Annotated in this window: 16 protein-coding genes; 6 read left to right on the top strand and 10 right to left on the bottom strand. The window is 62.2% G+C overall.

Features of this window, described 5'->3' with window-relative positions:
- Positions 1–15: 15 nt before the first annotated feature.
- Entirely contained in the window at positions 16–1,170 is a 1,155-nt protein-coding gene (gene solA, locus PR017_RS26730) for an N-methyl-L-tryptophan oxidase (protein WP_111221117.1), read from the top strand.
- 324 nt (positions 1,171–1,494) lie between these two features.
- Here the strand turns inward: solA and PR017_RS26725 are convergent, their stop codons facing one another.
- The gene (locus PR017_RS26725; RefSeq protein ID WP_111221116.1) at positions 1,495–2,535 is read right to left on the bottom strand and encodes a glutamine synthetase beta-grasp domain-containing protein; all 1,041 of its coding nucleotides are present in this window, start codon (positions 2,533–2,535) and stop codon (positions 1,495–1,497) included.
- Positions 2,536–3,022: 487 nt separating this feature from the next.
- Between PR017_RS26725 and PR017_RS26720 the strand changes: the two genes are divergently transcribed.
- From PR017_RS26720 to PR017_RS26705, 4 genes are all read left to right on the top strand, one after another.
- Positions 3,023–3,232: a DUF2735 domain-containing protein gene (locus PR017_RS26720; RefSeq protein ID WP_111221115.1), complete on the top strand. Its 210-nt coding sequence runs from the start codon at positions 3,023–3,025 to the stop codon at positions 3,230–3,232.
- Between the two features lie 175 nt (positions 3,233–3,407).
- Positions 3,408–3,746, top strand: coding sequence for a hypothetical protein (locus tag PR017_RS26715; protein WP_111221114.1), 339 nt, complete (start codon positions 3,408–3,410; stop codon positions 3,744–3,746).
- Between the two features lie 123 nt (positions 3,747–3,869).
- Positions 3,870–6,539: a DNA ligase D gene (gene ligD, locus PR017_RS26710; RefSeq protein WP_111221113.1), complete on the top strand. Its 2,670-nt coding sequence runs from the start codon at positions 3,870–3,872 to the stop codon at positions 6,537–6,539.
- Positions 6,536–7,612, top strand: a complete 1,077-nt coding sequence (locus PR017_RS26705) for an ATP-dependent DNA ligase (RefSeq protein ID WP_111221112.1) — start codon at positions 6,536–6,538, stop codon at positions 7,610–7,612. Before ligD ends, PR017_RS26705 begins: the two co-directional genes overlap by 4 nt.
- 29 nt (positions 7,613–7,641) lie before the next feature.
- Here PR017_RS26705 and PR017_RS26700 read toward each other — a convergent pair whose 3' ends face one another.
- Both PR017_RS26700 and PR017_RS26695 read right to left on the bottom strand, forming a co-directional pair.
- Complete coding sequence (locus PR017_RS26700) at positions 7,642–8,577, bottom strand: D-2-hydroxyacid dehydrogenase family protein (protein ID WP_111221111.1); 936 nt, start codon at positions 8,575–8,577, stop codon at positions 7,642–7,644.
- Between the two features lie 82 nt (positions 8,578–8,659).
- A complete protein-coding gene (locus PR017_RS26695) occupies positions 8,660–9,235 on the bottom strand; it encodes a transglycosylase SLT domain-containing protein (protein WP_111221110.1) in 576 nt (191 codons plus the stop codon).
- A gap of 122 nt (positions 9,236–9,357) precedes the next feature.
- Here PR017_RS26695 and PR017_RS26690 point away from each other — a divergent pair, with 122 nt between their 5' ends.
- Positions 9,358–10,275, top strand: coding sequence for an alpha/beta hydrolase (locus PR017_RS26690; protein WP_240539033.1), 918 nt, complete (start codon positions 9,358–9,360; stop codon positions 10,273–10,275).
- Here the strand turns inward: PR017_RS26690 and PR017_RS26685 are convergent, their stop codons facing one another.
- The 7 genes from PR017_RS26685 to PR017_RS26655 form a co-directional block, all read right to left on the bottom strand.
- Positions 10,276–12,276, bottom strand: coding sequence for a CocE/NonD family hydrolase (locus PR017_RS26685; RefSeq protein ID WP_111221109.1), 2,001 nt, complete (start codon positions 12,274–12,276; stop codon positions 10,276–10,278).
- Between the two features lie 59 nt (positions 12,277–12,335).
- Complete coding sequence (locus tag PR017_RS26680; RefSeq protein ID WP_275113033.1) at positions 12,336–12,527, bottom strand: type II toxin-antitoxin system Phd/YefM family antitoxin; 192 nt, start codon at positions 12,525–12,527, stop codon at positions 12,336–12,338.
- A gap of 401 nt (positions 12,528–12,928) precedes the next feature.
- Positions 12,929–14,560, bottom strand: coding sequence for an ABC transporter ATP-binding protein (locus tag PR017_RS26675; protein WP_111221106.1), 1,632 nt, complete (start codon positions 14,558–14,560; stop codon positions 12,929–12,931).
- The gene (locus PR017_RS26670) at positions 14,553–15,380 is read right to left on the bottom strand and encodes an ABC transporter permease (RefSeq protein WP_111221105.1); all 828 of its coding nucleotides are present in this window, start codon (positions 15,378–15,380) and stop codon (positions 14,553–14,555) included. Before PR017_RS26670 ends, PR017_RS26675 begins: the two co-directional genes overlap by 8 nt.
- A complete protein-coding gene (locus tag PR017_RS26665) occupies positions 15,377–16,384 on the bottom strand; it encodes an ABC transporter permease (RefSeq protein WP_111221104.1) in 1,008 nt (335 codons plus the stop codon). The genes PR017_RS26670 and PR017_RS26665 overlap by 4 nt, the downstream gene beginning before the upstream one ends.
- 125 nt (positions 16,385–16,509) lie before the next feature.
- The gene (locus PR017_RS26660; protein WP_111221103.1) at positions 16,510–18,099 is read right to left on the bottom strand and encodes an ABC transporter substrate-binding protein; all 1,590 of its coding nucleotides are present in this window, start codon (positions 18,097–18,099) and stop codon (positions 16,510–16,512) included.
- A gap of 392 nt (positions 18,100–18,491) precedes the next feature.
- A complete protein-coding gene (locus tag PR017_RS26655; protein WP_111221101.1) occupies positions 18,492–19,988 on the bottom strand; it encodes a carnitine 3-dehydrogenase in 1,497 nt (498 codons plus the stop codon).
- Positions 19,989–20,029: the final 41 nt, after the last annotated feature.

Here is a 20,029-nt window from a genome sequence, read left to right as displayed (position 1 = left end):
ATCGGGAATGTAGCCATGACACCGCAATTCGACGTCGCCGTCATCGGTCTCGGTGCCATGGGCAGCGGGGCCCTGTCGCATCTTGCCGCCCGCGGCGTGAAAGCCATCGGCATCGATGCCTTCTATCCAGCCCATACGCTGGGCTCTTCCCATGGCGACAGCCGGCTTATCCGGCTCGGCTATTTCGAGGACCCGTCCTATGTGCCGCTGCTGCAGCGGGCCTATGCCAACTGGCGGGCGCTGGAAGCGCGGCTGCGCAGCGAGGTGCTGACGATCACTGGCGTCCTGCAGATCGGCGCGCCCGACAGCACCATCGTGACAGGCACGCGCGCCTCCTGCAAATTGCACGATCTTACCATCGAAGAGTTGGACCGGGCGGCGATGAAGGCGCGGTTTCCGGTGTTCTCACTGGATGCCGGCGAGATCGCCCTGCTCGATCCTCAGGGAGGCTATATCCGCCCGGAAGCGGCCGTCACGGGCTATATAAGGCTCGCCGCCGAAGACGGTGCCGTGCTGCATTTCGGCGAGAAGATCACCGGCATCGAGCCTGACGACGCCGGTGTGACCATTACGTCTGCCGTGGGCAAGTACCGCGCAAACAAGGTGATCGTCGCCACCGGGTCGTGGATTTCGGAGCTCGTGCCGCAGTTGAAGGAACACGCCGTGCCGATCCGGCAGGTGGTCGCCTGGTACCAGCCGCGCGACGGCTTCGTGACCCAGCCGCAGCGCATGCCCGCCTTCATACGCGACGAGGGCGACGACGGCTCCTATTTCGGCTTTCCCGCCATCGGCGTCGACGGGGTCAAGATCGGCCGCCATGCGCATTTCCGCGAGCCGATCGATCCGAACGAGCCCAATCCACCGGTGAACGACGCCGATATGGCGCTCCTCGACGCCTTCATCGCCAGGCGCCTGCCGGCTGCGAACGGGATGCGCGTCAACGCCATCACCTGCCGTTATACAATGCTGCCGAGCGAGGATTTTCTGATCGACCTGATGCCCGGCAATCCGCGCATCGTCGTCGCCTCGCCTTGTTCCGGCCACGGCTTCAAGTTCACCAGCGTCATCGGCGAAATACTCGCAGACCTCGCTATCGATGGCCGCACCGACCTGCCGATCTCCGCCTTTTCGTTTGACACGATGGAAAGATTTATCGCGGCGCGGAAGTGAGTGACATGGTGATGGCTTTCCTTGCCACTTTATCGACACGTTTCCGGAAATGAGCGAGCATCTGTGAAAATGCGCCCTGCTCGTCTATATCGATGACACCACCGGCAGGCGCTTGCATTTGCGTTTGCCGGCTCGGAGAACAGTGCGGCTCCAGAAGCCGAATATCGTGCTGTCGCTCACCGAACAGGATCTCCGCACGCGGCGATGACCGATCCTCTCACAGGCCTTTACCGCTCGGCGCTGCTGGTCTTGTACCGACAACAGACAAAAAAATGGGCCGCGACCCTGTCAGGAGGCGGCCCATCGAGTACGAATTAAGTAACCTTATGCGGCGGCGGAGACGCTGCCTTCGGTCGGGACTTCCGCAATGGTCTTCAGGATCTGCGAAGCGATCTGGTAGGGGTCGCCCTGCGAGTTCGGGCGGCGATCTTCCAGATAGCCCTTGTAGTCGTTCTTGATGAACGAGTGCGGCACGCGGATCGATGCACCACGGTCGGCAACGCCGTAGGAGAACTTGTTCCACGGAGCAGTTTCGTGCTTGCCGGTCAGGCGCTTGTCGTTGTCAGGACCGTAGACATTGATGTGGTCCATCAGGTTCTTGTCGAAAGCGGCCATCAGGGCTTCGAAATAGGCCTTGCCGCCGACTTCGCGCATATAAGCGGTCGAGAAGTTGGCGTGCATGCCCGAACCGTTCCAGTCTGTGTCGCCGAGCGGCTTGCAGTGGTATTCGATATCGACGCCGTACTTTTCAGTCAGGCGCTGCAGCAGGTAGCGGGCCATCCACATTTCGTCGGCGGCGCGCTTGGAGCCCTTGCCGAAGATCTGGAATTCCCACTGGCCCTTGGCCACTTCGGCATTGATGCCTTCATGGTTGATGCCAGCTGCGAGGCAGATGTCGAGGTGCTCTTCGACGATCTGGCGCGCGATGCTGCCGACGTTCGAGTAGCCGACGCCCGTGTAGTAAGGGCCCTGCGGAGCAGGATAGCCAGCTTCCGGGAAGCCCAGCGGACGGCCGTTCTCGTAGAAGAAGTATTCCTGCTCGAAGCCGAACCAGGCGCCGGCATCGTCGAGGATGGTTGCGCGCGCGTTGGAGGAGTGCGGCGTAACGCCGTCCGGCATCATGACTTCGCACATGACGAGAACGCCGTTCATGCGCTCGCTGTCAGGGAAAACAGCAACTGGCTTCAGCACGCAATCGGAGCTGCGGCCTTCGGCCTGCATCGTCGACGATCCGTCGAAACCCCAGAGAGGCAGTTCCTCGAGAGTTGGGAATGCGTCGAATTCCTTGATCTGGGTCTTGCCGCGCAGATTGGGAACCGGCGTGCAACCGTCGAGCCAGATGTACTCGAGTTTATATTTCGTCATGGCGAACCTCTCATAGGTTTACGAAGCTAAGGTCAGTAAAGTCTGTCGGAGTGGGCGGCCCCGGATCTAGGCTGTCCACGTTTGCCAAGACACATGCATTTGCTATGCCAGTTTCGGCGCCCACCCCCTCTCAACACCATATCTCGGCGGCTTCGCACACTTCTTTAACCAGAATATGCTAAGATTCACATATTCAACGGGCCAGTGCACCGCGCTGGTGGCGACATCAGCTGCCTTTTCCGCAAGGTAAGCGCATCTTCCGGTTCGCTTACCGTGCAGCCTTGGCCGTCACAGGCTTGGCAATGATCTGTCAGCGTAAATTTACGCCACAAAATCACCACGATTTCCCTTGCGGAAAGCTGCGAATTGCCTACATATTCAACATAATGATTTCTTTTTAATCATTTCGAGCAAATGGCAGGCAGACATGTTACATTGAGAATGCCGGGAGTAGCGATCTCCACGGGGAAACGAAAGATAGACATCAATGGCAAACACACACGCAGAAACCGCAACGATTTACCAGTTTCCCATCGTCAGCCGTAACGTCCGACGAGACCTTGGCGCAGAAGCAACTGTCGTCTTGCTCGACCGAAAGCTCAACCGTTTTTCCGAAGGCGCGTTCGCCGACGCTGCCTATGGCGGCAGCTGGTATCATGACGCGGCTATCGAAGCCGAGCACAAGCCGAAGTCCTGATCCTAATCCAGCAGTCGATTTGCCGCGGCTTCTGCTACCTCGTAGTTTGCGGTGGCAGTTGAAAGCTGCACGCTACCACGCGCCAACCGGCTAGCGCGCGGAGGCCATCGCCCCCTGATCGCGGGAACATATCCAATCCTGACTGGTTGCTGCTTTCCAACCTCAGGAGCACATCATGGCCGAAGAATTCACGCCGAAACCACCTCTGCCGCTTGGCATCATCGAGCCCTCCGACGCACCGCTTGTCGATGAAGCTTTGGCGCAGCCGAAGGCCGACTTTTCCGATGCCGTCGCCGAACAAGTTGCCGCCCTCAAGGATGAGGTCGCCAGCCTTTCGATCGACATAGCCAACATGACAGATGCGGCGCGCACCAGGCTCAAGTCCAACGCAAACGCCGTCGAAGCGTTGGTGGATGAGACCGTCAGGCTGCACCCGGTCCTCAGCGTGCTGACTGCAGCCGGCATGGGCTATTTCCTGGCGCTGATCGTCCACGGCGTCGACCGCCACCGCTGATCAGCCCGCAATCCTCTCGTCGCCCTCGCGTCAGACTGCGACGCGGGTGGCGAAATTGCATCCGGGCATAGAACAAAGACCACGCGCTTGCGTTGTGTCAATGACGGAACTCTGGAGACACCCATGGTCGGCGACGAAAATCTCAAGACCTATCGCGCCAAGCGGGATTTCAAAAAAACGCAGGAGCCGAGCGGCGAAACAGAAATTGCCGAATCGAACAGAAGACGGTTCGTTATCCACAAGCACGACGCGACGCGGCTTCACTATGACCTGCGCCTGGAACTCGACGGCGTCTTCAAGTCCTGGGCAGTCACCAAGGGTCCGTCTCTCGATCCCAGCGATAAGCGGCTCGCCGTCGAAGTGGAGGATCATCCGCTCGACTACGGCGACTTCGAAGGCACAATCCCGAAAGGCCAGTATGGCGGCGGCACTGTGCTGCTGTGGGATCGCGGATACTGGGAGCTGGAAGGCAGCAAGACGCCGGAAAAGGCGCTTGAAGACGGCGATTTCAAATTCAGTCTCGAAGGCGAAAAGCTGCATGGCAGCTTTGTGCTTGTGCGCATGAAGAATGACCGGAACGGCGGCAAGCGAACCAACTGGCTGCTGATCAAGCATCATGACGACTATGCCGTGGATACCGGCGGCGAGAAAATTCTCGAGGAGGATAGCTCTGTCGCATCCGGCCGCTCGATGGAGACAATTGCCGCAGGCAACGGAAAGGCCCCCAAGCCTTTCATGCTGGCCGAGGCCGCCCCGTCTGCCAGTGCTGTCTGGGACAGCAGAGAGGGGCTGGCTGCAGAAGAACGCGCCGCAAAAGAGCCGAAGGGCAAGTCAGCCAAGGGCAAGGGCAAGGGCAAAACCGGCGCAGAGGAAAGCAGCTCCGCAATGCCGGATTTCATACCGCCCCAGCTTTGTGACACGGGCGCGCGGCCCCCGTCTGGTGAGGGCTGGGTACACGAAATCAAGTTCGATGGTTACCGCATCCAGATGCGGATAGTGGACGGTAGCGTCAGCCTGAAGACCCGCAAGGGCCTCGACTGGACAGATAAATTCAGCGCGATTGCCCGCGCTGCTGAGGCTCTGCCCGACGGCATTATCGACGGCGAAATCGCTGCACTCGACAGCCACGGCGCGCCGGACTTCGCCGCACTGCAGGCAGCCCTCTCGGAGGGAAAGACAGAGGATCTCGTGTTCTTCGCCTTCGATCTGCTGTTCGATGGCGGGGAGGACATGCGAGACCAACCTCTGTCAAAGCGCAAGACCCGCCTGCAGAAGATTTTGGACGATGCAAAGCCCGATGCCCGCATCCGGTTTGTCGAGCATTTCGACACTGGTGGCGACGCGGTCCTGCGCTCTGCCTGCCAGCTTTCCCTCGAAGGCATCATCTCGAAGAAGCTCGACGCTCCCTACCATTCCGGCCGTAGCCCGTCGTGGTCGAAGTCGAAATGCCGCGCCGGCCACGAGGTGGTGGTTGGCGGATGGGCAACGACCAACGGCAGGTTTCGCTCGCTTCTGGTTGGCGTCTACAGGGGCGATCATTTCGTCTATGTCGGCCGCGTCGGCACCGGATATGGCGAGGCGAAACTCAAGACGCTCGAACCAAGACTGGAAGCCGTCAAGGCGGATAAATCGCCATTCACCGGCATCGGTGCCCCGCGCAAGGATGCGAGCATTGTCTGGGCAAAGCCGGAGCTCGTTGCCGAGATCGAATTTGCTGGCTGGACGAATGACGGGCAGGTGCGCCAGGCGGCGTTCAAGGGCCTGCGCGACGACAAGCCCGCATCCGAGGTCGAGGCCGAAAAGCCTGCATCGCCTGTAAAGGTCGAGGTGCCGCATCCGGAAGAGAAAGTCCACGCAACCCGCCGGGGCGCAGCAGCCCGGGCGTCGGTTATGGGCGTGGCGATCTCCCATTCGGACAAGGCCATGTGGCCTGACGCCGGCGACGGCGAGCCGGTCACCAAGCTGGATCTTGCCCAGTATCTGGAGGCAGTGGGCCCGTGGATGATGGACCACATTGCCGGTCGGCCATGCTCGATAATCCGGGCGCCCGACGGCATCGACGGCGAGCAGTTCTTCCAGAGGCATGCAATGCAAAGCACATCGAACCTACTTGATCTCGTCACCGTATCGGGCGATCGCAAGCCCTATCTCGAAATTGATCGTATCGAAGGCCTTGCCGCGGTGGCGCAAGTCGCGGCGCTCGAGCTCCACCCGTGGAATTGCCTGCCGAAAAAACCCGAAGTGCCCGGGCGACTGGTATTCGACCTCGACCCGGGCCCGGACGTGCCGTTTTCGACCGTGGTCGAGGCTGCGCGCGAGTTGCGCGACCGGCTGGAGGAGCTTGGCCTTGTCAGCTTTTGCAAGACCACCGGCGGCAAGGGCCTGCACGTCGTCACACCTCTCTCGGAAGGCAAGACGGCGCTGACATGGCCGGAGGCGAAGACGTTTGCCCACGACCTGTGCCTTCAGATGGCCCATGACGCCCCTGACCGATACGTCGTCAACATGGCAAAGAAGCTCCGAAACGGACGCATCTTCCTCGATTACCTGCGCAACGACCGCATGGCGACGGCAGTCGCCCCACTTTCGACACGCGCGAGACCGGGCGCGACGGTGTCGATGCCAATACTGTGGTCGCAGGTGAAGTCCGATCTAGACCCTAAACGCTTCACCATCCGTACCGTGCCCGCCCTCCTTAAGAAGAGTTCGGCCTGGGAGGACTACGACGACGGCGCCCGCCCGCTCGCCCCGGCGGTGAAGCGGCTCGCAAAATCGCGCGCGGACGCGGCATGATGGCGGTGAAGGCAGGCCGGAAAGGCAAGAAGGCTGGAGCCAGCAAGGGAGACCTGCTTGGCATCGCGCTCGATACACCCCCGATGGAGGCGCGCTCCGCCGAGGCGTTGCCGCAGGGCGATGGCTGGCAATACGAACCGAAGTGGGACGGCTTTCGCTGCCTCGCGTTCAAAAACGGCGACGATGTCGCGCTTCATGCGAAATCCGGCAAACCTCTCGGACGCTACTTTCCGGAGGTACTCGCCCTGCTGGCCGAAATTCCGGCCGAGAGGTTTATTATCGACAGCGAGTTGGTGATCGAAGTCGACGGCCACCTCTCGTTCGAAGCGTTACAGATGCGGCTTCATCCGGCGGAAAGCCGCATTCGAAAGCTCTCCGCCGCCACGCCTGCTCGTCTCGTCATGTTCGACATGCTGCTGTCTTCGGACGGAATGCCACTCGTCGACCTGCCGATGTCCGAGCGCCGCAATGCGCTCGAGAGCTTCGCAAAGCAGAATCCCCGTCCGCGGCAGATGGTACTGTCGCCCTTCACGACCGATCTTACCCAGGCGGAACGCTGGCTTTCCTCGTCGGGAAACAGTGCCACTGACGGCGTCGTTGCGAAACGTCGCGATGGCGCCTACGAGCCCGGTATCCGCGCAATGTTGAAGGTGAAGAGGCTACGTACTGCGGATTGCGTCATCGGCGGCTTTCGCTATGAGAGCCACAGTGCAGAAGTCGGCTCGCTGCTGCTCGGCCTCTACAATGAGGAGGGCAAACTCGATCACGTTGGCTATACCTCGACCATTTCAGACGAGGAACGGCCGGACCTGACGAAACGGCTTGAAGCGCTGCAGTCACCACCGGGTTTCGGCGGAAAGGCGCCGGGGGGGCCCAGCCGGTGGACGACCGAACGCAGCGCCGCGTGGCAGCCCCTTCGGCCGGAACTTGTGGTCGAGGTCCGGTTCGACCAGGTGACTGGCCAACGGTTCCGTCACGGAACGAAGCTGGTGCGCTGGAGACCCGACAAGGATCCGCGCCAGTGCACATTCGAGCAGATAGCCCCGCCTCTTGCACCGGACGAGGTCGATTAGGGTGAATGCAAACTGGCCCGGAGAGAGCCCTACCCGGCCTTCGCGGTTAGCCATTCACTGATATGGGAAACGGTATCGCGGTAAAACGTCTCGTACAGCGACTGCGAGACGTAGCCGATATGCGGTGTTGCCAGCATATTGGGGAGCGTCCGGAATGGATGATCCGGCAGCATCGGTTCGACGTCGAAGACATCCACTGCAGCCCCTGCGATGGCATCGCGCCTGAGCGCATCGATCAGCGCTGCCTCCGTGACGATCGGGCCGCGCGAGCTGTTGATGAGGAAGGCGGTCGGCTTCATCAGCGCAATCTCGCCAGCTCCGACCAGTCCGCGACTGCGATCGCTGAGTACGAGGTGCACGCTCAGGAAATCGGATTGCCGGAACAGAGCCTCTTTCGAGACCAGCGTCGTCCCGAACTGTTCGGCCTTTTCTGCCGTCAGGTTCTGGCTCCAGGCGATGGTCTTCATGCCGAATGCGTGGGCGATGGTCGCGACCCGCGAGCCGACATTGCCAAGCCCGAGCAACCCGAGTGTCCGGCCGTTGAGATCGGAACCGATCGAACGCTGCCAGCCGCCGGAGCGAAGCGAGGCATTCTCGCTGGCGACGTGGCGGGCAACGCCGAGGATCAGCGCCCATGTCATTTCCACGGTGGCCGTAGATGCATAACCCGTGTGCTTGACGACGATGCCGCGTTCCGCCGCGGAGGCCACATCGATCGAGGCATTGCGCGCACCGGTCGAGACGATGAGCTTCAGGTTGGGCAATTGCGCAAGCAGCTCGGCCGGCATCGGCGTGCGCTCGCGCATGACGCATATCACATCGAACGGCGCCAGCCGCTGGACGAGTTTCTGCCGGTCGGCGAGGTGATCGTTAAAGACGGTGACCTCGGCCCGCCTGGTCACATCCGACCAGTCGGCAAGCGTCAGGGCCACATTCTGATAGTCGTCGAGGACTGCGATTTTCATCTCTGTTCCTTCAAGGGCTGATACGCCTAACCTAGGAACGAAGAACCGATTTCACAGGTCTGAAACGTCGGACCGCGACCGATCAGCCGCCGCAGGTGCGCAGCTGGCTGTTGTAGGTCGAGGCGATGCCAGCGGCCCTACGTGCGGTGCGCTGCAGCTCGCCGTTGGAGCGGAAGCTGCCGCGGCTGTAGCCGTCGTGGCCGACATAATAGGCCATGTAGAGATTGTAGGTGTCGTTCAGCGCGATGCCGTTCTGCTGGTGGCTTTGCGCGTGGTACCAACCGATAAAGTTTATCGAGTCGGCAAAATTGGTCCGCCGTGCCGACCAGTGGCCGGTTGCACGCTGGTAGCGCGACCATGTGCCATCGAGAGCCTGGGCATAGCCATAGGCACTGGAAGGGCGCGTCCAGGGAATGAAACCGAGCAGCATGGTGCGCGGCGGCCGTGCATAGGGCTTGAAGCTGGATTCGACATAGATGGTCGCCATCAGCACCGGCACGGGGACGCCATACTCGCGCGCGGTCCTTTCGGCGGCCCGTCGCCAGTTGTTGAAAAGACCATCGCGCTGCTCGAAAATCGCGCAGCTGTTGCGGATCTGATGGGGCGCCGTCGCGCAACTGGACAACACGACAAGGGCGGCGATAAACAATTTACGCATCGCAAACTCACTCTCTTCTGAGAGATGAATAAGCGGTAAACGTTAAAAACGGGTTTTTATCGAGTCCGGGAATCGCACAGCGTGATTTCCGGCGAAATGCACCTGCAAACGGGGAGAAGACAATGCCGGAAACCATCCGCCCGATGCCAGGCGAGGCAGGCATCCTCGAATTCCTGCAGCTGTGCGACAGCTTCTATCCGGCCGATGCCGTCGATGCGTCGATTGACCAGCAGCGTCTCTGGTACGATGCACTCTGCGCTCGGTTCGACAGGCCAATGCCGGACGGCATGACGGCAGAAGACATCCCGATTGGCACCGTCCCGACCCGGCGATATCGCCCCGCCGACGTGCGGACGTCGACGAAACTGCTCTATCTGCATGGCGGCGGCTATGTCGTCGGCTCGCTGTCGAGCCATCATTCGATCTGCGCCGAGATCGCCGACACTGCGGGCGCCGAACTGATTGCCGTCGATTACCGCCTGGCCCCGGAACATGTCTGGCCGGTGCAGACGGACGATTGCTTCACGGTGCTGAAGCTGCTGCTCGGCGATGGCGAGACGGTCGTCGTCATCGGCGACAGCGCCGGTGGCAATCTCGCGGCAGGCCTAGCGCTCAGGGCGCGCGACGAGGGGCTGTCGGGAATTGCCGGGCAGGTGCTGATCTATCCGGCCCTCGGCGGCGATCTTGTTTCCGGCTCCTATGAGGAAATGGCCGATGCCCCCGGGCTGACGACGGCAGACGCTGCCTATTACCGCGCCATCCTCAAGGCGCCCGCAGACGAGCCCGTCGCCCATCCGCTGCTGACCCGGACCTGTGCGGGCCTGCCGCCAGCCTACATCACGGTCGCCCATTTCGATCCGCTGCGCGACGACGGAAGACTTTATGCCGGACGGCTTGCCGCTGACGGCGTCGAGGTCTGGTTCCGCGAGGAGCCGCAGATGGTGCATGCCTGGCTGCGGGCCCGCCATATGAGCGACGGCGCACAGGCAGGCTTTCGCGCACTCTGCATCGCGGTCAGCCGATTTGCCGGCACGCTCTGATCACATCATGTCGCGCGGCACGGCCTTGTCGAAGGTCTTCTCGAAGACCTTCGCCTCGCCCTCGTAGCCGATGACCGAACCGCCGATCAGCCACTCCGTCGCCGTGCAGGCAATCGTCGCGGTCGACACGGTGCGGACGAACCAGCCGGGCCGCTGCATGTCGCAGGTCCACACCGATTTGCCCTTCATAGACAACGGATCGTTGGCGGAGATCGACCACACCTCGTCACGCAGCTGGCGCGTCGACAGGCCGGTGCCGGGATGCTCGAACAGGCCGGTATCTTCATAGACGCAATAATCCGTGCGACCGGCGGAGAGATCGCGCACGACCTGGCGCTTCGTCTCGCCGGGCTTGTGCTCGATATACTTCGGCAGCGGATCGGGGTTATCCGGCTGTTTCATCTCGAACAGCTGGTGTTCGCCGAGCAGCGGCATAGCCAATCCTATAGAGGCGAGATCGATGGTCACGCCTTCGTCGACGGGTGGCGGCAGCAGCATCGGCCAGTAGGCAGTCGACAGCGACAGGCGGATGCGGTGGCCGGCCTGGAAGCGATAGCCGCAGGCATCGAGCACTAGGCGGATCTGCGTCGGCTCGCCCGGCACCATTGGCTGCGGCTCGGCATTGCTGTCACGATGGGCGAGATTGAGAACGCCAAAGGTCACTCGCGTCGCGGTGCCGTCCGGATGGATATCGACGATGCGGGCGCAGAGATTGGCAAGTTCGGCGTGCGCGCGGACCGTCAGCGTCAGTTCGGGGCGCCCGAGGAAGTCATGGGCTTCCGTCAGCACCGGCGTCTGGAACACCAGCGAGCCGCCATCGTCGCCGCGCTGGTCGAGTGCCATCTCGGCATCCGGCTTGAGGGTGAACCATTCGCCGGATGCGGTGCCCGTGTCGAGCGGCGACTTCAGGAAGACCGGGTGCTCCGGCGCATGCGGGATCGGCACCCCTTCCATCAGCGTCCCGAATTGCTCGACATAAAAGCACTGCATCTCCGGTTGCTGCCATTCGGGCTTGGAAACCCAGAAGCCGGGATCGACATCGCGGCGGGTCGCGGGCTTCGGGGCATCAAGCGTGAAGGCACGCACCTGCGGGAGGTTTTCGATACCGTTGTCCTCGCCGCGCAGCCAGCGGTTCCACCAGGCAATCGCCTCGCCATGGAAATCGGCACGCGGTTTCGGCCAGGCGAAATGCGGATATTTGTGCACCCATGGGCCGATCAGCGCCTTGGCCTTGCCGCCCAGTCCCTCGACGGCTTTCAGCGGTGTGTTGCGGTAACCATCGGCCCACCCGGCGATTACAAGGGCCGGAACCTTGAAGGCCGAGAAATCGTCGCTGATCGATCCATGTTGCCAGAATGCGTCGCGACGCTGGTGCTGCAACCATTCCTCCATGAAGAAGGGCTCGTTTTCCAGCCGCTCCATCCACATCTCGCGCCAGCGCTCGCCGACGATCTCGGGGTCGGGTGCGCGCGACTGGTAGGCGAGCATGGTCGCCGCCCAGGAGAGCTGCGCCGAGAGATGGCAGCCGTCCTTGTAGTGAATGTCGTCATTATAGCGATCGACGGTCGAGGCGATCGAGATCACCGCCTTCAGCGCCGGCGGATTGAGGGCTGCCGCCTGCAGGCAGTTGAAGCCACCCCAGGAAATCCCCATCATGCCGACAGACCCATTCGACCAGGACTGCGCCGCGATCCATGCGATCAGCTCGCAGGCGTTGGCGAGCTCCAGCTCGGTATATTCGCCATCGATGACGCCATCGGATTCGCCCGACCCCCGGATATCGACGCGCACCCCGGCAATACCGGCGGCCGCAAACACAGGATAGGTGGATTCGTCGCGCGGGCTGGTTCCATCACGCTTGCGATACGGCAGGAACTCGAACACCGCCGGCACCGGATCCGCCTCGGCATTGTCGGGCATCCAGATACGGGCAGCGAGCCGCGTGCCATCGGCAAGCGTGATCCACTGGTTTTCGATGACGGTGAAGGGGCGGTCAGTCATGGCATTCCATTTCAAAGGCGATCTGCAAGGGTCTCAGGCATTCAACAGTCTTCTGGCTTTCATTCCTGCGGTTGGCTGTCTTCATCGGCAAGCACGTCCATACCAAACCGGACGCCGGGTAGATTTCGGTAATCATCCAGGGAAAGGATGATCGCCACTTTCTCGCCGTTGCGAGTGATGATTGTGGGCTCGCTTGCCACCGCATCCTTAACAAGCGCGGACAACTTTTTCTGCGCCTTCTCGAGCTCGATCTCACGCAGGTCTCGCCTCCTAGAGTGTTTTCCACGGTATGCGTTTGCCGACAGTTTGAGAACTCACCTCTCGTCGTCCTCGGGCCTGTCCCGAGGATCTGCCGAAGCCAGTTTCATGACCGTCCGCAGATGCTCGGGACAGGCCCGAGCATGACGAGTGGCAAATGCTTGAGGAGGGGCTGGAGAGCACGACACTCACCACCCTCATTCCTGTGCTCGTCACAGGAATCCAGCGCACCCAAGTCCTTGGGTGCAAAAGACTCCTCAACTCCCTCATACCTGTGACGAGCATAGGTATGAGGGAGAGATTGAACTAGGCCCAGGAAACTCCGGGATGTCAGGCAGAACCGCACGGACTATACCACACTTTCCCGGGCATCTTTCCAAACCCGCATCACAACTCAATTCCCGGCGCTCTCCATCTTCCGCGTCGTCAGCACCTTCTCCAGCCAGCCGATCTCCATTTCCGGCACCGATTTCAGCAACAGGTCGGTGTAGTCATCGAAGGGTGGCGATAGCACCGTCGATTTCGGGCCGAACCGCACCAGCTTGCCGCGATGCATGACGGCGACGCTGTCGGCGATGGCGCGCACGATGGCGATGTCGTGGGTGATGAAGATGTAGGAGAGCTGCTTTTCCTCCTGCAGCTTCATCAGCAGGTTGAGGATGCCTTCCGCGACCAGCGGATCCAGCGCCGAGGTCGGCTCGTCGCAAAGGATCAGCTCCGGATTGGCGGCAAGCGCACGGGCGATGGCGACGCGCTGCTTCTGGCCGCCGGAGAGTTCGGCCGGATAGCGATCGACGAAACCGGTGCCCATCTCGATCTGCTCGAGAAGCTCTTTCACCCGGGCTGTCTTTGCCGCGCCGCGCAGGCCATAATAGAAGGTCAGCGGCCGGCCGATGATATCGCGCACCGTCTGGCGCGGGTTCATCGCCGTGTCGGCCATCTGGTAGATCAGCTGGATGCGCCGAAGATCGTCGTTCGAGCGCCCGTTCAGCGCCGGCGACAGCGATTTGCCGTCGAACGAGACGCTGCCCTGCTGGGGCGGCAGCAGGCCCGTTATGACGCGCGCCAGCGTAGATTTTCCGGACCCGGATTCACCGACGATCGCCAGCGTCTGGCCCTTCGGCACATGCAGCGTGACGTCGAACAGCACCTTGAAGCCGTTCGAATAGCCGGCAGTGATGTTCTCGACCTTCAGCAGCGTGTCCGTCTGGACGGCAGCCTCGGTCCGCAGCGCCTGGCGGACGTTGACGAGCGCCTGCGTATAGGCCTCGCGCGGCGCCTCGATGATTTGCTGGGCGGTGCCGTATTCCACTGTCTTGCCGTTGCGTAACACCATGATGTCGTCTGAAATCTGGGCAACGACGGCAAGGTCATGGGTGATATAGAGGGCCGCCGTGTTGGTCGCCTCGATGGCGTGCTTGATGGCGGCGAGGACGTCGATCTGGGTCGTCACGTCGAGCGCCGTGGTCGGCTCGTCGAAGACGATCAGCTCCGGGTTGGAGCACAGCGCCATCGCGGTCATGGCGCGCTGCAATTGCCCGCCGGAGACCTGATGCGGATAGCGCTCGCCAAACGTCTCGGGGTTGGGCAGGCCGAGGACACGAAATAGATAGAGCGCGCGGGTCCGGGCCTCTTCCCTGGTCATCAGGCCGTGCTTGACGGAGGCCTCAATGACCTGTCCGCCGAGCCGGTGCGCCGGATTGAAGGCGGCCGCAGCCGATTGTGCCACGTAGCAGACGCGGGCGCCGCGCACCCGGCGGATGCCGGATTTGCCAAGCGCCAGAAGGTTCTCACCGTCGAGCAGCACTTCCCCGCCGGTGATCTCGGCGCCCCCGCGACCGTAGGCAAGTGCCGACAGGCCGATGGTCGACTTGCCCGCGCCGGATTCGCCGATGAGGCCGAGCACCTTGCCCTTGGCGAGATCGAAAGAGACATCGTCGACGATAGTCACGCGCTTCGGCGGTTCGCCGGGCGGATAGCTGGTGGCCTCGATCTTCAGGCCGCGTACCGAAAGCAGCTCAGGCATCGCCACGTCCTCCCTTGAGGCTGGACGTCCGCTTCAACAGCCAGTCGACCACCAGATTGACACAGATGGCGAGCGCCGCGATGGCCCCGCCGGGCAGGAGCGCAGCAGTGATGCCGAAAATGATGCCGTCCTTGTTGTCTTTCACCATGCCGCCCCAGTCTGCAGTCGGCGGCTGGATGCCGAGACCAAGGAAGGAGAGGGTGGAAAGAAACAGGATGGCGAAGGCAAAGCGCAGGCCGAACTCCGCCAGCAGCGGCGACAGCGTGTTTGGCAGGATTTCGCGAAAGATGATCCAGATCTTGCCTTCGCCACGCAGCTTTGCCGCCTCGACGAACTCCATGACCGCCACGTCGAGCGCCACGGCGCGACCGAGACGGTAGACGCGGGTACTGTCGAGAACAGCCATGACCAGGATCAGCACGACCAGGTTCTGCGGCAGCACCGCCAGAACCACCAGCGCGAAGATCAGCGTCGGGATCGACATCATCAGGTCGTTGAAGCGCGACAGCACGGTGTCGATCACGCCGCGCGAGACGGCCGCGGTAAACGACAGAATGATGCCGAGCGAGAACGAGATCAGCGTCGCACCGAGCGCCACGGACAGCGTCGTACGGGCGCCGAAGATCAGGCGCGAGAGAATGTCGCGGCCGAGATTGTCGAGCCCGAAGTAGAATTGCCCGTCGGCCGGCGCCCAGACCTCGCCGACGACCTCGGTCTCGCCATGCGGGGCGATCCACGGCGCGAATATGGCGCAGACCAGCGCCAGCAGGATGCCTGCCATGCCGACCCAGGCGGTGATGGGGATCTCTCTCAATCTCATCGCGGATGCCTCAGACGGGGGTTGGCGACAATGGCAAGGATGTCGGCCACCATGTTCAAGAGGATGTAGACGGCAGCAAAGATCAGGCCGCAAGCCTGGACGACGGGCATGTCGCGCACTGTCACGGCGTCCACCATGTACTGGCCCATGCCGGGATAGACGAACACCACCTCGACCACGACCACGCCGACGACGAGGTAGGCAAGGTTCAGCGCCACGACGTTGATGATCGGCGCCAGCGCATTCGGCGCCGCATGCCGGACGATGGAGCGGAAGGCGCTGAGGCCTTTCAGTTCCGCCGTCTCCATATAGGCCGACGACATCACCGAGAGGATCGCTGCCCGCGTCATCCGCATCATGTGGGCGAGCACGACGAGAACAAGCGTCGCCGTCGGCAGGGCAATTGCCTGCAGGCGGTCGTAGAGGTTCATTTCGGCATAGACGGTGGCGGGGAAGGTGGCGACGCCGAACTTGACGGCGAAGAACATGATCAGCAGGTAGCCGATGAAGAACTCCGGCAGCGAGATCGCCGCCAGCGATACGATGTTGATGATCTTGTCCGGCAGCCGGTTGCGGAAATGCACCGACAGCATGCCTAGCCCGACGGCCAGCGGCACCGAGATCAATGCCGCAAATCCGGCGAGAAACAGCGAATTTCCGAGCCTCAGGCCGATCTGCTCGCTCACCGAATTCTGGCTCGCCCAGGAGGTGCCGAAGTCGCCGACCATGGCATGGCCGAGCCATGAGAAATAGCGCGACAGGAGCGGCTGGTTGAGGCCTAGCTGATCGCGAATGTTGGCGATGGCCTGCGGCGTCGCCGACTGGCCGAGATAGGTGGAGGCAAAATCGCCGGGCAGCGCCTGCAGGCCGACGAAGATCAGCAGCGAGACGGCAAACAGCAGGACGATGCTGAGGATGAGACGCTCGAGGATCAGCGCCGCCAGTGGAAACTTCTCGCGCAGCCTGCGGCCGGGAAGACCGTCGGTGTCGATCGAATTGGACATGGGCTGACCGCCTTTTCTGAAACGGATAGGGCTTTTCTGAAACTTGAGGGGGTGGATCGGGGGCGAGACGCCCGCGATCCACACTCCAGTCTGGCGGACGGCGCATCGGCCGCCCGGTTTCAGTCTCAGGCGTCGAGCCAGACGCGGGTGGCAACATAACCGTTCGACATGTCGTTGCCGATGTCCTGGACATAGTTCATCAGCTTCTTAGAACCGGCGTTCACGAAGTCGTTGAACATCGGCAGGATGGTGCCGCCTTCGTCGCGGACCATCATGGCCATCTGGCGATAGAGGTCCTTGCGCTTGGTCTCGTCCAGTTCGGCGCGGGCTGATACCAGCAGCTTGTCGAAATCCGGGCGCTTGAAACGGGTGTCGTTCCAGTCAGCGGTGGACAGATAGGCGCCGGAATAGAACTGGTCCTGCGTCGCGCGGCTGCCCCAGTAGGAGGCGCTGAACGGCTGCTTGTTCCAGACGTTGGTCCAGTAGCCATCGGCCGGCTCGCGCTTGATCTCGAGGTTGATGCCGGCCTTCTTGGCGCTCTGCTGGAACAGCACGGAGGCATCGACGGCACCGGGGAAGGCAACTTCCGAGGTCCGCATCAGGATCGAACCGTCATGGCCGGACTTCTTGTAGTGGAACTTCGCCTTGTCCGGATCGTACTTGCGCTGCTCGATGCCATCTGGAAACAGCGCATAGGTGCTGTTGATCGGGAAGTCGTTGCCGAGCGAGCCGTAGCCGCCAAGGATGCGCTTGACCATTTCCTCGCGGTCGATGGCGTATTTCAGCGCGAGACGCAGGTCGTTGTTGTCGAACGGTGCGGTGTTGCAGTGCATGATGAAGACGTAGTGACCGCCGCCGGCCGTCGTCAGAAGCTGGACGTTCGGGACGCGTTTCAGAAGATTTACCGTCTTCGGATCGATGCGGTTGATGCAGTGGACCTGGCCGGAGGTAAGCGCGGCGACGCGGGCTGTCGCGTCGTTCATGGTGATCAGCTCGACGCTGTCGACATAACCGCGATCCGTGCGCCAGTCGTTCGGGTTCTTCTCGAAGGTCATGCGCACGCCGGCCTGGAAGTTGGCCACCTTGTAGGCGCCGGTGCCGATCGCCGCCGTCGGGTTGTCCATGCCGCCGTTCGGCTGGATGACGAGGTGGTAGTCGGTCAGGAGCGCCGGCATGTCGGCATTGCCCTGGTCGAGGGTAATGACGAGATCGCCGTTCTGGTTCTCGATCTTAGTCAGCGACTTCATCATGCCGAGAGCGCCGGACTTCGACTTTTCGTCGGAATGGCGGTGCAGGGTGGCGACCACGTCGTCGATGGTCATTTCCTTGCCATCGTGGAACTGCACGCCCTTGCGGATCTTGAATGTCCAGATCTTGGCGTCAGGCGACGATGTCCAGGATTCGGCGAGTGCCGGAAGTGGCTTGCGTGTCTGCGGATGGGTCTCCACCAGGGTGTCGCCCCAGGTCCGCACCGCAACGAACATGACCTGCGAGGTAGCCGATGCCGGATCGATGCTGTCGGTCGACGAGCCGCCCTCCAGCCCGAGCTTCAGGTGGCCGCCCTTTTTCGGCGTCTGCGCCATGGCGCTGGTGGCAAACATCGCGTCGGCGGCGGCAAGCGTGATACCGGCGGCCATGGCGCGACCCATGAATTCGCGGCGGTTCATGCCCCCCGAGGTGACACGACCGGTCAGATATTTCGTAAACTCGCTCATTCCCTGTTCCTCTTCTCTGGTTGTTATTAGACTTCGTATCCCGGCTGCCGTTTTCGGCGTTAACTTCCCGGTCCGATCCATTGCCGACGACTATACGGAGATAGCAGCCAATTCAAACCCTTGATCGATCTCCCTGATAAATTCGCCGCATCTTTTAGTGACCGGATGCGCGGCAATCCTCGACGTTTATCGGCGGATCGGCTGCCCGCCCGCCATCGGTTTCACCCTGCAGTAATGGCGGGTTCACGACCGATTGCAGCGGTTGAAAGCGACAGAAACTACCCCCGATGCGACGATGCGGACCGGCATCCCTGCCAATCCGCCCATCGATCTCCAGGCTGTCGCCGCGCGGCCCGAATCCCGGGCAAGCGGCACCGATTGCGTTCCCCATCCTACCCCTGTCGTTTCTGCCCGACATGCCGTCCCACTCCCTCCGGCGGAGGCAGCGTCGCATGGGCACCGGCGATGGCCATGATCCTGTTCAGGATAATTTCCGGCGCCGGCATCGCCTTGCCAGCCTTGGAATCCACGTGAAGCAGCATCTGCTCGGCGGTGGCGATCGCTTCGCCCGTCTCGCTGTTGTGGATCGTGTGGAAAACCTGCAGCCGCTTGTCGTCGGCAAAAAGAACCTGGCAGGTGGCATGGATCGGCTGTCCGAGTTTCGCTTCGCCGAGATGCCGGATATGGGTCTCGACGGTGTAGTAGCTGTGCCCGTCCCTGACATAGCCGAGATCGACGCCGACGAGCCGCAGCAGCGCATCCGACGTGTCGCCGAACACCTGCAGGTAGCGATGCTCGGTCATATGGCCGTTATAGTCGACCCAGGCCGGGCTGACCTTGGTCTCGACCAGTGTCAGCGGCCGCGCCGTGTCGTGCAGCGTATCGCGCCTACCGCCCTCGGCCCAGAGGCCGTCCTCGAAATCCTTCAACAGCTTGCCGGCACCCCAGCCCCTGCCGCCGTCGCCGCCCTTCAACGTCTGCAGGATGCCGACGAGGTTTTCGTCGCGGATGCGCTCGAGTTCGCGGATCGAGCGGCCGCCGGCCTGCTCGTCGGATTGCCGGCCGATCTTTTCCACCAGTGCGTCGTCGAGATCGACGACATCGGTGAGCTTGCTCCAGGGCCAGGCGAGGCACGGGCCGAACTGCGCGAGGAAATGCCGCATGCCGGCTTCGCCCCCGGCAATACGGTAGGTCTCGAACAGCCCCATCTGCGCCCAGCGCAGGCCGAAGGAATAGCGGATGACGTCGTCGAGCGTCTCGACCGTGCAGATATCGTCCCTGATCAGCCATAGCGCTTCGCGCCACAGCGCCTCCAGCAGGCGGTCGCCGACAAACGCCTCGATCTCCTTGGCGATATGGACGCCCTTCATGCCGATGGGCACCAGACGCTCTATTGCCGCCCTGATCGTTTCGGCGGAGGTCTTCTCGCCACCGACGATCTCGACCAGCGGCAGCAGGTAGACCGGGTTGTAGGGATGAGCGACGAACAGGCGTTCCGGGTGGCGCATGTCGCGCTGCAGGTCGGTCGGCAGCAGGCCCGAGGTCGAGGAGCCGATCAGCGCGTCCGGCCGGGCGGCCGCATCGATCTGGTTAAGCACGCCGCGCTTGAGGTCGAGCCGCTCCGGCACGCTCTCCTGGATCCAGTCCGCATCGGCAACCGCTTCCTCGAGGCTTGCCGTGAACGTCAGCTGACCCCGCGCCGGCAGCGGCGCCCCGGTCAGCATCGCATAGGCCCGCTCGGCATTGGCCAGCACTTCGCCGACGATCCGCTGCGCGTCCGGATGCGGATCGAACACCTTGACGTCGATGCCGGCCAAGAGAAACCGCGCGATCCACCCCCCGCCGATAACGCCACCGCCGATGCAGGCCGCTCTGTTGATTTTGGTCATAGTGGCTCCTGCCATGCTCTAACTTCCGTCGTACGACCCAT

It is taken from the genome of Rhizobium tumorigenes (assembly GCF_003240565.2).
Lineage (GTDB): Bacteria > Pseudomonadota > Alphaproteobacteria > Rhizobiales > Rhizobiaceae > Rhizobium > Rhizobium tumorigenes.
Note: the sequence above shows the minus strand (reverse complement) of the source record. Positions and strands in the feature narration are given on the sequence as shown.

What these genes read in the sequence shown, in the direction of transcription:
- solA (WP_111221117.1), top strand. Translation starts at nt 16, where the DNA reads ATGACACCGCAATTCGACGTCGCCGTCATCGGTCTCGGTGCCATGGGC.
- PR017_RS26725 (WP_111221116.1), bottom strand. Translation starts at nt 2,535, where the DNA reads ATGACGAAATATAAACTCGAGTACATCTGGCTCGACGGTTGCACGCCG.
- PR017_RS26720 (WP_111221115.1), top strand. Translation starts at nt 3,023, where the DNA reads ATGGCAAACACACACGCAGAAACCGCAACGATTTACCAGTTTCCCATC.
- PR017_RS26715 (WP_111221114.1), top strand. Translation starts at nt 3,408, where the DNA reads ATGGCCGAAGAATTCACGCCGAAACCACCTCTGCCGCTTGGCATCATC.
- ligD (WP_111221113.1), top strand. Translation starts at nt 3,870, where the DNA reads ATGGTCGGCGACGAAAATCTCAAGACCTATCGCGCCAAGCGGGATTTC.
- PR017_RS26705 (WP_111221112.1), top strand. Translation starts at nt 6,536, where the DNA reads ATGATGGCGGTGAAGGCAGGCCGGAAAGGCAAGAAGGCTGGAGCCAGC.
- PR017_RS26700 (WP_111221111.1), bottom strand. Translation starts at nt 8,577, where the DNA reads ATGAAAATCGCAGTCCTCGACGACTATCAGAATGTGGCCCTGACGCTT.
- PR017_RS26695 (WP_111221110.1), bottom strand. Translation starts at nt 9,235, where the DNA reads ATGCGTAAATTGTTTATCGCCGCCCTTGTCGTGTTGTCCAGTTGCGCG.
- PR017_RS26690 (WP_240539033.1), top strand. Translation starts at nt 9,358, where the DNA reads ATGCCGGAAACCATCCGCCCGATGCCAGGCGAGGCAGGCATCCTCGAA.
- PR017_RS26685 (WP_111221109.1), bottom strand. Translation starts at nt 12,276, where the DNA reads ATGACTGACCGCCCCTTCACCGTCATCGAAAACCAGTGGATCACGCTT.
- PR017_RS26675 (WP_111221106.1), bottom strand. Translation starts at nt 14,560, where the DNA reads ATGCCTGAGCTGCTTTCGGTACGCGGCCTGAAGATCGAGGCCACCAGC.
- PR017_RS26670 (WP_111221105.1), bottom strand. Translation starts at nt 15,380, where the DNA reads ATGAGATTGAGAGAGATCCCCATCACCGCCTGGGTCGGCATGGCAGGC.
- PR017_RS26665 (WP_111221104.1), bottom strand. Translation starts at nt 16,384, where the DNA reads ATGTCCAATTCGATCGACACCGACGGTCTTCCCGGCCGCAGGCTGCGC.
- PR017_RS26660 (WP_111221103.1), bottom strand. Translation starts at nt 18,099, where the DNA reads ATGAGCGAGTTTACGAAATATCTGACCGGTCGTGTCACCTCGGGGGGC.
- PR017_RS26655 (WP_111221101.1), bottom strand. Translation starts at nt 19,988, where the DNA reads ATGACCAAAATCAACAGAGCGGCCTGCATCGGCGGTGGCGTTATCGGC.